7 protein-coding genes are annotated in these 12,244 nt (G+C 26.1%); 4 read left to right on the top strand and 3 right to left on the bottom strand.

What is annotated here, in order from left to right; all coding sequences use genetic code 11:
- Positions 1-98 precede the first annotated feature (98 nt).
- From ruvC to IGS63_RS06435, 4 genes are read left to right on the top strand one after another with little or no spacing between them, the layout of a single operon-like run.
- A complete protein-coding gene (ruvC, locus tag IGS63_RS06450) occupies positions 99-575 on the top strand; it encodes a crossover junction endodeoxyribonuclease RuvC (protein ID WP_190613468.1) in 477 nt (158 codons plus the stop codon).
- On the top strand, positions 575-4,777 hold the full coding sequence (locus tag IGS63_RS06445) for a PolC-type DNA polymerase III (RefSeq protein ID WP_190613467.1): 4,203 nt from the start codon (positions 575-577) through the stop codon (positions 4,775-4,777). Before ruvC ends, IGS63_RS06445 begins: the two co-directional genes overlap by 1 nt.
- Position 4,778: 1 nt before the next feature.
- The gene (locus IGS63_RS06440; RefSeq protein ID WP_190613465.1) at positions 4,779-5,828 is read left to right on the top strand and encodes a hypothetical protein; all 1,050 of its coding nucleotides are present in this window, start codon (positions 4,779-4,781) and stop codon (positions 5,826-5,828) included.
- 9 nt (positions 5,829-5,837) lie between these two features.
- The gene (locus IGS63_RS06435) at positions 5,838-6,725 is read left to right on the top strand and encodes a DMT family transporter (RefSeq protein ID WP_190613463.1); all 888 of its coding nucleotides are present in this window, start codon (positions 5,838-5,840) and stop codon (positions 6,723-6,725) included.
- Between the two features lie 64 nt (positions 6,726-6,789).
- On the opposite strand, the gene IGS63_RS06430 is transcribed toward IGS63_RS06435, so the two are convergent.
- From IGS63_RS06430 to IGS63_RS06420, 3 genes are all read right to left on the bottom strand, one after another.
- Positions 6,790-8,322 carry an AAA-like domain-containing protein gene (locus tag IGS63_RS06430; RefSeq protein WP_190613461.1) on the bottom strand — a complete coding sequence of 511 codons (1,533 nt, stop codon included), beginning with the start codon at positions 8,320-8,322 and terminating at the stop codon, positions 6,790-6,792.
- 149 nt (positions 8,323-8,471) lie between these two features.
- Complete coding sequence (locus IGS63_RS06425; protein WP_190613459.1) at positions 8,472-10,541, bottom strand: elongation factor G; 2,070 nt, start codon at positions 10,539-10,541, stop codon at positions 8,472-8,474.
- A 21-nt stretch (positions 10,542-10,562) separates the two neighbouring features.
- Positions 10,563-12,230 (bottom strand): phosphodiester glycosidase family protein, encoded by a 1,668-nt coding sequence (locus IGS63_RS06420; RefSeq protein WP_190613458.1) that lies wholly within the window; start codon positions 12,228-12,230, stop codon positions 10,563-10,565.
- Positions 12,231-12,244: the final 14 nt, after the last annotated feature.

The raw sequence follows: 12,244 nt of genomic DNA, 5'->3' as shown, positions 1-12,244 counted from the left end.
TATATCATTATCTTTTACTAAATAATCTTAAAAATCTTTTTGATTTCATTAAATTGAAAAAATAATAATGTATAATATTCGGAGTGAGAGGTGAAAAAATGAGAATACTCGGTATAGATCCCGGATATGGAAGAATAGGATATGGTATTTTGGATAAAGTGGGAAATAAATTCAAAATGATTAAGTATGGAGTTATCTATACTGATAAAGATCTTCCATTAACAAAAAGATTAAATCAAATTTATGATAAAATAATTGAATTAATTGAAGAATTCAACCCCGATGAATCATCTGTTGAAGAATTATTTTTCTTTAGAAATGTTACTACTGCCATTCAAGTTGGAGAAGCACGTGGAGTAATTTTACTTGCTTTAGAAAAAAGTAAAGTCCCAATTTTCGAATATACTCCTTATCAAATTAAACAAGCTGTAACTGGTTATGGTAGAGCAGAAAAAGGTCAAATTCAAAGAACATTAAAGATTTTTTTGAATTTAGAAAAAACTCCAACTCCAGACGATGCAGCTGATGCTTTAGCCGCTGCTTTTTGCCATGGAAATTATGGAGGTAGATATTAATGGAATTAAAAGAGTTTTTTTTAGAATATTTGGGGTTCATTCCATTAAAAATAAATGGAAATATAGATATAAATAAAAAAGAATGTATAGTAGAACTTCACGAGAGTAAAAATTCTTCATTTGAAAATTATTTAAAAAAACTTTTAATGAGAATAACTAAAAAAAATGTTAGTATAAAACAATTGGGAAATAATTCCTTACAATTTTTCGTGAATAATTGGAATAATCTAATAACAGGAAATCAATTAGAAAGATTTTTAAGATTAATATTACCTGAGATAGAAAACGAAGACACTTTAATCTTAAAAACTCATTCATTATTAATAAAATCAAAGATAAATATGAATAAATCTATTTTCGAAGATTTCATTTTAAAGTATACAGGAAAAAAATTAAATTATAAAATTGTTATCGACGAAAAATTAAATCCAGAAACAGAAACATATTCTCAAAATTATTATGACAATCAAATGGAATATATTGAACAACAAAATTATGAAACTCCTTTAAAACAAACAAATACAAAATTAAATAATGGTAATGTAATAATCGGAAAAAACTTTAAAAAAATTCCTATTCCATTAAAAAATATCCCACTTTCAGAAAACACCATAATTGTTGTAAAAGGTACTGTTTTTCATAAAGAATACAATGATAAGAATAAAATAGTTTCTATATTTATAACAGATAAAACCGATTCTATTATAATAAAAGCTTTTAAAGAAAAAGCAGAAAAAATCTTCAACTCAATTAGTGAAGGAGATTCAATAAAGGTTGAAGGAAGTATTTTTTATGATACTTATATAAATGACTTTGCTATAATGCCATTTAATTTAATAAAAGAAAAAAGCAATGATGAAAGAATGGATACTTATGAAGAAAAAAGAGTAGAACTTCATATGCATTCAAGATTGAGTACAATGGATGGAATTTTACCAATAAAAGATATAGTAAATCAAGCAGCAAAATGGGGACACAAAGCAGTTGCTATAACCGATCACGGTATTGTTCAAAGTATACCTGTTTTTTATGATACAGCTAAAAAAGCTAATATAAAACCAATTTTTGGTACAGAAGCTTATGTTGTTGATGAATCTGTAAATATTATAACTTTAAATTCAGAAGACAAATTATTAGACGAAACCGATTATGTTGTTTTTGATTTTGAAACAACTGGACTTCAACCAGCAGTCAATGAAATAATTGAAATAGGTGCTGTAAAAATAAAAAATGGTGAAGTATCTGAAACTTATCATGAACTAATTAAACCAACTGTAAAATTACCTGAAATTATAACAAAAATAACAAATATAACAGATGAAATGCTTGAAGATAAAAAAGGCATTGAAGAAGTATTACCTTCTTTTTTAGAATTTATAGAAGGAACTGTATTGGTTGCACACAACGCTGACTTTGATTATAGATTCCTAAGAGAATGGGTAAATAAACTTTATAATAAAAAGTTTAAAATGACTTACATAGATACTCTTTCTATGTCAAAATCCCTTTTAAATCTTTCTGGATATGCTTTAAATAGAGTTGTTAAAGCTTTAAAATTAGATAATTTCAATCATCATAGAGCTGATGAAGATGCAAGAATAACGGCTTTGGTATTTTTAGAATTGTTAAAAAAAGCTAAAAATAGAGGTTTAGAAAAATTATCTGAATTAGATAATTTAAAAAAATTAATAGATTATAAGAGTTTGAGACCAGTACATATGACTATCTTAGTTAAAAATAAAATTGGTTTAAAAAATCTTTATAAATTAATTTCAAATGCACATTTAAAGTATTTTTATAGAGTTCCAAGAATTTTAAAAAGCGAATTGAACAATCTAAGAGAAGGTTTATTAATAGGAAGCGGATGTCAAGATGGTGAATTATCAGAAGCATTTTTAAGAAGTGCTACCAAAGATGAACTTGTAGAAATTGCAAAATTTTATGACTTTATAGAAATAATGCCAATAGATACTGTAGAAACAAAAGATCCATTAACTGATGATTTAAAAAAAGATATGTATAGAACATTTTATAATATATCAAAAGAATTAAACCTTCCATCAGTAATGACTGGAAATGTTCATTATATGGAATCAAAAGATGTTAAATTCAGATATGCTTTAAAAGTTGCAGATAAAAAAAGACCTATGATATCAAATAGATATTTTAGAACAACAAATGAAATGATAGATGAAGCAATTAAAATATTTGAAGATAAAACTATTGCCGAAGAAATAGTAATAAAAAATACAAACAAAATTGCTAATTTAATTGAAGAAATTCAACCATTGAAAAAAGTATTAACCCCTCCAAAAATTGATGGAGCCGAAGATATGGTTAGAAATCTTTCAATGGATACAGCACACAAAATTTATGGTGAGCCTTTACCACAAATAATAGTAGATAGACTTAACTTTGAATTAGATGCAATAATAAATAATGGTTATTCAGTTTTATACTTAATGGCTCAAAAAATAGTTAAAAAATCCAATGATGATGGTTATCTTGTTGGATCAAGAGGTTCTGTTGGGTCATCATTAGTTGCAACAATGATGGGAATAACTGAAGTAAATCCCCTTGCACCTCATTATATCTGTCCAGAATGTAAATATTCAGAGTTTATTACAGATGGCTCTTATAGTTCAGGATATGATTTACCAGACAAAAAATGCCCTAAATGTGGTTCGAAATTAAAGAAAAACGGTCAATCGATTCCTTTTGCTACCTTTATGGGATTTGAAGGAGATAAAGTACCTGATATAGATTTAAACTTCTCTGGAGAATATCAAACAACAGCTCATAAATATGTTGAAGAAATGTTTGGTGTTGGTCATGTTTTTAAAGCTGGAACTATTTCCACCGTTGCAGAAAGAACTGCGTATGGTTATGCTAAAGCTTTTAAAGAAGATATGGATAAATATAATTTAGATAAATTTTATGGAGATGTAAGAAGTGCTGAACTTCAAAGAATTGCATCTCACATAACCGGTGTAAAAAGAACAACAGGTCAGCATCCTGGTGGACTCATGATTGTTCCAAAAGAATATGAAGTTTATGATTTCACACCAATACAAAGACCAGCCAATGATCAAAAATCAACAGTTACAACAACTCATTTTGATTATCATGTAATACATGATGATTTAATAAAATTAGATGCACTTGGACACGACGACCCTACATTTATAAGAATGCTTCAAGATCTTACAGGGATAGATCCATTAGATGTTCCTTTAGATGATAAAGAAACAATAAGTTTGTTTTCAGGTTATAGTGCATTAAAAGCTGATCTAAAAAAAGAACTAGATTCAAATGTTGGTTCATTCGGAATCCCAGAATTTGGAACTCCATTTGTTAGAAGAATGTTGGAAGATACTATGCCAAAAACATTTGCAGAACTTGTTAGAATTTCAGGTTTATCTCACGGAACTGATGTTTGGCTTGGTAACGCTCAAACTCTTATAAAAGAAGGAAAAGCAACCCTAAAAGATGTTATTTCTTGTAGAGATGATATTATGAATTACTTAATTCAAAAAGGAAATGATCCAAAAAAATCTTTTTTTATAATGGAAAAAGTAAGAAAAGGAAAAGGTTTAACTCCAGAAGAAGAAAAACAAATGAGAGATGTTAAAGTGCCAGAATGGTTTATAAATTCCTGTAAAAAAATAAAATACCTTTTTCCAAAAGCTCATGCTACAGCTTATGTTTCTATGGCTGTTAGAATTGCTTGGTTTAAAGTACATGAACCACTTGCATTTTATGCAACTTATTTTTCAGTAAAAGGCGATGAATTTAATTTAGCCGTTATAATAAAAGGTAAAAATGCAATAAAAAAAAGATTGATGGAGTTAAAAACTATGGATCTTGATGTTAAAAAGAAAAGTGAAAAAACAGTTCTTGAAATTGCACTCGAAATGCTTTTAAGAGGTTTTGAATTTAAAAATGTTGATTTAAATAATTCCGATTCAAAAAAATTTTTAATTGTTGATAATGGATTATTAATCCCATTTTTAAAAATACCTCAACTTGGTGAAAAAGCTGCAGAAAGCATTATAGTAGAAAGACAAAAAAAACCTTTTAACTCAATACAAAACTTATTATCTCGAACCGGTTTAAATAAAACCAATATAGAAACTCTAAAAGAGCTTGGAATATTAAAGGGACTTCCTGAAACTAATCAAATGTCTCTTTTTGGAGGATAATATGGAAGGTTGGATTACATTATCAAGATTAAAAAAAATGACTAAATTTTTAGATTATTTTTGTGGCAATATTGAGCCAATGCATAGAAATATTTACTTTTTTTATGAAAATGGTCTTAAAATATATGCAACAGATGGATGTGCTAAAGTAATGATAAACTTTTCAAGAGAATTTTTACCATTTTCTGGTACAGCTATTGTTCCCATACGTTATTTAAAAGGATTATTACGTGGAACACCCAAACAAAGTGATGATATTATAAAAATAATAATAAATAAAGAAAAAATGGAATTCGAATTAGAAAATATGACAATGAATATAGATATAAATAGAAAAGAACAAAATATTGAATTAAATAAAAAATTTAAAGTTTTATCAGAAGGACCTTTAAAAGAATTTATAAAAGCACTTGATTTTGTATCCATTTCTGCAAATGAAGGAGATAATATATCCATTTTTTCGAGAAACAATAAACTATACTTTTCTTATTCTTGTAATTATTATCAACTAATAAGCAGTTCTTTTAAAACTAAAAGTGATTTTTCATTTCAAATTCCATATACAACATCAAGACATTTAGTAAAGGCATTATCAAACTTTAAAGATGTTAACATGAATCTTGGTATAAAAAATAATAATTTAATATTTTATATACCAGGAATATTTTTAAATATATGTTATCAAAGTATAGAAAAACCATACAACGGTTTAATTAAAGAACACTATATTGAAAAAATAATTATAGAAACAGATGAAATAAAAAAAGCCTTAAATAAATTATATGTAGCATTCTCTAACAATATAGCATTTTTAATATTAAACCCTCAAACAAGTTTTATTTATAAAGATGAAAATAATTCAAGAATTTCATGGAAATTACCAATTTCAACTAAAAATCAATACCTTGTGAGCATTCACATAAAAAAAATGCGAAGTATTTTAACAAGAATGAATAAAAAAATAACCTTATATTTAGGAAAAAATGAAATAGTTTTTGTAAATAAAAACTTTAAATCTCGCTTCAAAGTTCTTGAATTTAAAAAATTATAGAGGTGAAATATGGATTCTAAAAAAAAGGGAATAATTTTTATGTGGATTGCAGTTATACTTTGGGGTATTTCTTTTGTAGGAACAAAAATAGTGGTTGAATATATACCACCTCTAACAGCTGGTTTTTTTAGATTTTTACTTGCAGCAATTGCTTTAATGTTATTTTTTAGAAAGGATATAAAATATACAAAAAAAGAGTTTTTTATTTTATCTTTAACAGCTTTTTTTGGTATAACAGCTTATTTTTTATTTGAAAATTCAGCACTTCAATATACAACGGCAACAAACAGTTCTTTAATAATTTCTACAACACCAATGATTTATTTAATAATAAACGATATAATAAAAAAAAGTTTTTCACATAAAATTAGATATTTAGGAACTTTTATTGCACTAATAGGTGTTTCAATCTTAGTGTTAAATGGAAAATTTATATTAAAACTAAATCCTCTTGGAGATACTTTAATGATAGGTGCAGTTGCTTCGTGGGTTTTATATACCTTATTTTTAGAAAAACTCGAACACTTAAATAGTAATATTGTAACAAGAGATATAAATATTTTAGGATCTATATTTTTCATTCCACTTGTTTTTTTAGAGTTGAAAACATCAAATACATGTCCAATATTTTCATTATGGCTACAACCTAAAATAATAATTGCTTTAATTTATCTTGGTGTTCTTAGTTCTGCACTTGCTTATATCTTATGGAATCAAGCAATAAGACTTTCTGGTTCTCGAACAGTTACTAATGGTATATATTTTATTCCAGTAGTTACTGTAATTGCAGATTCAATAATATTAAAAAATTATCCAAATATATATGCAATAATTGGAATTATATTAGTTCTTGGTGGAACAGTCATCGCAGAACTAAAACAAAAGGCATCTTATTAAGATGCCTTTTGTTTTAGTTACTTATATTAAGTATTATTTCTTTCCCTCAATAAAAATGATTGACTTACACATTACTTTTTATAGAAGGACTTTCAAAGTTTGTTTTAATTAGCCATATGTGTAATTTTTTATCTTCATGTTCTTCTATTATATATTCAAAATCATCTATTTCACTGCTGTATACTATTAACCATCCTTCTTTTAATTCTTTTCTTTTTATGTATTCTATCAATTGTTTTTTTGCTTTTTCATATTCATTTCCTGTTATATTTGCTTTTACTTCTATTAAATATTCTTTATTATTAAAATTTATTAATAAGTCTATTCTTCCTCCACCAACTTGTGTTTCTGGATATACTTTTCCATTTGCTGCTTCTACATATAAACTTAGAAATTGATCTAAATTATATTGATATACTCCTTCATAATAATTTCTTCCTTTGAACATTATTGCTCCTCTTGTTTTTATGTATTTTGTATATCTTTTTATTAATTTATTTAAATCTAATGTACCTTCTTCTTTTATATATTCATTTGTTGTATCTTTAAATGTTGCCATATATTTCTTTTCACCATTTATTTGAGGCTTGAAATATCCATATAATTTTTTATAATACAAAGGTACTTTTACACAACATTTACCGTTATATTCATCTATTACTCCATTTAAGTATAGATATTTTATTCTTTCATCACTTATATCAAAGTCCATTGTTTCTGGATCAAATAATATTTTTATTATTAAGTCTCTTTCTTTTTTTGCTTTTGATATTACATTTTCTATATTTTTTTGTATATATTTTTTTGTAAAATCAAAGTATGTTTTTTCAAAATGTTCTTTTGTTATTATTTTTTTGTTTTTTGCTTTTTCTTCCACCAAATCATTTGCTAATGCATTTGTTAATCCAGGTTGTCCTGCTGCATTTTCCCATATTAATCTCTTTACTTCTTCTTCAAAGTTTTGCTTTGTTTCGCTTTCATGTTGATTTAACAAGTTATATACCTGTTCTTTAGTAAAATATGGTACTTCTATATGTTCTGCTATATTGAATGGACTTGCACTATCTTCCAACACGCCGCTTAAATATCCTACACTTATTAATATTAAACTTCTTAGTTTATGTAATTGTTTTTTATGATATATACTTCTTATTACATGTAAAAAATCATTTATTAGTTCTTCATTTTTAAATCTTTCAAACTCATCTATCATTAATATTACTTCTTTTCCTGTTTTTTCATATATTTCCATTATTATATCTCTTATTTCATCTATTTCTTTTGGCGTTTCTATTTCTAATTTTATATTATGTCTATACTCAATGTCTTCAATTATATCCTTTGTAAGGGTTTTTAAAAATTGTTCTATATTTTTATTTCCATAACTTTCAAAAGATATAAATATAGGTAAGTATTTGTCTTTTGTTTTTTCAACTATGTCATTTAAAAATGTTGTTTTTCCTGTTTGTCTTGGAGCAGATACCGTAAAGTATCTCCAACTTTCTATATATATTAATGCTTTTTCCATTATCTTTGGTCTTTCTGCATAATAGCAGGTTTCTCTATCTACGGGTCCTGATGTACAAAATCTTCTCATTTTTTCGCCTCCCTAAGAATTATAACATATTCTTAGAAAAGATCTTATATTTTTTCCCTATTTTCCATCGTTACTTTCACACTTTTTATGAAATTCATTAGACTTTTAAAAGATATACAATAAAAGAAGGTGGCTTTAGCCACCTTCTTTTATGCGTTTACTTCACTTTCGTTTTCTTCAATTATCTTTTTTTGTATATCATTTGGTACTTCCATATAATGTGAAAATTTCATTATAAAGTATCCTCTTCCTGAAGTTATTGAGCTTAGCTTAGGAGAAAAATCAAGCATTTCAGCCAATGGTATTTCTGCATTTATTTTATCCACACCTTTACTTATTGTTTCCATTCCCATTGGTCTTCCCCTTTTTGAACTTATTTCTCCCATTACTCCTCCAGTATATTCATTTGGTACTATTATTTCAACGTGCATTATTGGTTCTAATAGTGTTGGTTTTGCATCTTTCATTCCATTTTTAAATGCAGTTCTTGCTGCTATTTGGAATGCTATGTCTGATGAATCAACATCATGTGTTGAACCATCATAAAGTGTTACTTTAACATCTACTACAGGATACCCTGCAACAATTCCCTTTTTTAGTGCTTCTCGAATTCCTTTGTCAACTGATGGTATGAAGTTTTTAGGAATTACTCCACCAACAATTTTATCTTCAAATACGTATCCACTTCCTCTTTCAAGTGGAATCATTTCTATTCTAACATGTCCATATTGACCGTGTCCACCTGTTTGTTTTTTATGTTTAAATTCTGATTTTGTTGATTTTTTTATTGTTTCTCTGTATGCTATCTTTGGTTTTCCTATTTCAAAATCAATACCAAAGTTTTTCTTTAATTTTTCCATCATAACTTCAAGATGAATTGTTCCTATTCCATTTACAACTGTTTCACCAGTTTCAGAATCATATTCCCATGCAAAAGTTGGATCTGATTCTTGTAATTTAGAAAGTGCATTGGTTATTTTATCTATATCTTTTTTTGAATTAGGTATTATTGATTTTGATATCATTGGTTCTGGATATTCTGGTGTTTTTATTTTTCCACTAAATTCAGCTGATCCTATTGTTTCTCCTATTTTTGAACTTTTTAATTTTGGTATAACAACTATATCTCCTGCTTTTGCTTCATTTATCTCTTCATCTTTATCAAATCTTGGTAAATAAATATGAGAAACTCTTTCTGTTGCTTCTTCATCAACTATATTAAATGAATCTCCTGTTTTTAAAACTCCAGAAGTTATTCTTATATAAGTTAATTTTCCAACAAATGGATCAACGTCATTTTTTACAATTAATCCAGAAAGTGGAGCTTCAAAATCAGCTTCTATTTTTTTACCTTCAATTGTTTCATAGAACTTTTCAGATGTCAATTTTCCAAAGTTTTTAACAGCAAATAAAATTCTATCCATTCCTATATTTTTTTCAGCAGATCCAACTAAAACTGGTACTATTTGATCGTGTCCATAAGCTTCATGCAAATCTTTTATTAATGTTTGCATATTTAATTCTTCTTCTCCTGATTCAAAATACTTTTCAAGAGCTTCTTCATCATTTTCAACTATATCTTCTATCAATTCTGGATGATATTTTTCAAAGTATTCTTTTGCTTCTTCTGGAATATCATCTTGTTCTTCACTTTTTCCAAGTTTATCATCTTTATATATATAAGATTTTTTATTTAAAAGATTTACTATTCCTCTAAAGTTATCTTCTTTTCCAATTGGTACTTGAAATGGTACAACTTTTACTCCATCTTCAAATATTTCTTTTAATTCGGAAGCAACTCTTTCAAAATCTGCTCCTTCTTTATCTAATTGATTTATAAAAAACATTATAGGTTTATGCATGCGTCTTGCAACTTTCCATACTCTTTCTGTTGTTACTTCTACACCAGAAACACCGTTTATAACTATTAAAACATTATCAACTGAATGCAGAGCTGTTTCTATATCTCCTAAAAACTCTGCAGAACCTGGTGTATCAAAAAAAGTAACTCTAAGATCATCATAATCAACTGAAACTATATGATTTGAAAATGTTGCTCCTTTTTCTTTTTCTACTTCATCTTTGTCTAAGTATCTTTGTCCAATTCTGTCTGCTTTTGAATAATCTTTTAAAACAGCATCCATCATAGTGGTTTTACCACAACCATGATGTCCAAATAGTCCTACAATTCTTTTTTTTGATGGTACAAGCTTCCCCATGTTATCCCACCTCCGATTTTTTCACTCAGACTTTTTATAAGAACTAATAAAAACAGGTATGTACTTTCTCCAATTTTCATTTCTTTTGTTTTTTATAATACCATTATAATAAAATATAGTTGAACTTCCCCCATCTAAAAGTACAGCTTTTTTAAAATTTCCAATTTTTTCCAATAAGGCTTTACAATCATCATAATTTAAACCTAAAGTTTCAGAATTATTTCCTTCCGCTACTATAAATGTTACCACATTGTTATTGTCAATTGCAAGTATTGTTCTTGAACGTTTCCCATAAATAATATCATTATCCCATGCTCTTTTCTCTTCAATCATTTTTTCTTGAGAAAATTCATTGTTTATTAAAAATGGTCCTGTACCTGCTAATTCTTTTATTTCAACATCTAAACTATTTTTTATACTTTCTTCTATACTATCTCCAACTTTTATATCTTTAAAATATTTTTCATATTTTTTATTAATAACTATTAATTTTTGATTATCTATTGGTTTAATTGGTTCTGTAGATATTATCTTTTTATCTTGTACTAAATAAAATAAATAATCATTTTGTGTTTCTGATATATTTCCAAAGTATTCACTGGTATATACTTTTACTTCTGATTTCCAATTTGTATTTATTGCTTTTATCCACAAAGGTATATTGTTTATATATATTTGATACTCTAATTTTAAATAATTAATATTTGGAGATCCGTCTTTTGTTATATAAAAATTAGGTCTGTAAGATTGTGCACTTAAATATATTAATTTATTATCTTTTATCAGATTAGCTACTGGTTCCATATTTTTAGGATTAAAAAATGAAGCATTTATAGAAAAGTATGGCTTTTTTTCTTCAAAAAATGTGTTTATATCAGAGTATGTTCCTAATCTATTTGTATCTATTTTTAAATCAAATTTATTAAAATCTATTTTTGCGCTGTATACTTTATATTCTGAATCTTTTATTTTATATACTTTTTCTTCATAGTTAGTATTAGCTTTTATAGTATTCAAAGAATTTTTTGATTGATTTGTATTTTTCATTGTCAATAAAATTTTATTTTTATTTATTTCAAGATCATAATCAAATGAACTTTTAAATTTTATATATGCTTTTTCAGAATCATATGAATAGTCAATTCCTGAAGGTATAATCTTTAAATTCTGTACTGGAGATACTGTTAATATTACTATATCATCAACTTTAGAATATTTTATTGATTCTCTTGAAATAAATTTATCTAACAACAAACTAATCTTTTCTGATGAAAAGTTAAATTCTTTTATTTTTGGTGTACTATCATATAAAAATATAATATCTTTTTCTTTATGTATTGACAAATTAAAAAAATCTTTTATAACATCTTCTTTTACAAATATTTTTTTGTTATAAACAATAACACTATTTTTATATTTATTTATAAAATCTATTTTTGAATAATTTTCTTCAGATACTACTTCGAGTATCTTATCTTTATAACTTAAAATAATAACATTTCTTACTTTATTTTCAAATATTTTAATATCAAAGCCTTTTATAATATCATTTATATTCAAATAAAAGTTTCCCAAATTTTTTATACTTTCAATATACAAGGGCGGTTTTGCCTCTTGAAGAAAAACCGCCTTTTCAGAAAATATTATAATATTCAATATTAAAGTTAATATGACCAGAAATTTTTTCAAATCATGATCCTCCC

Origin of the sequence: Tepiditoga spiralis (assembly GCF_014701195.1) — a bacterium.
GTDB lineage: Bacteria > Thermotogota > Thermotogae > Petrotogales > Petrotogaceae > Tepiditoga > Tepiditoga spiralis.
Note: the sequence above shows the minus strand (reverse complement) of the source record. Positions and strands in the feature narration are given on the sequence as shown.

Coding starts and splice junctions, on each gene's coding strand:
- IGS63_RS06445 (WP_190613467.1), top strand. CDS start 575: ATGGAATTAAAAGAGTTTTTTTTAGAATATTTGGGGTTCATTCCATTA.
- IGS63_RS06440 (WP_190613465.1), top strand. CDS start 4,779: ATGGAAGGTTGGATTACATTATCAAGATTAAAAAAAATGACTAAATTT.
- IGS63_RS06430 (WP_190613461.1), bottom strand. CDS start 8,322: ATGAGAAGATTTTGTACATCAGGACCCGTAGATAGAGAAACCTGCTAT.
- ruvC (WP_190613468.1), top strand. CDS start 99: ATGAGAATACTCGGTATAGATCCCGGATATGGAAGAATAGGATATGGT.
- IGS63_RS06425 (WP_190613459.1), bottom strand. CDS start 10,541: ATGGGGAAGCTTGTACCATCAAAAAAAAGAATTGTAGGACTATTTGGA.
- IGS63_RS06435 (WP_190613463.1), top strand. CDS start 5,838: ATGGATTCTAAAAAAAAGGGAATAATTTTTATGTGGATTGCAGTTATA.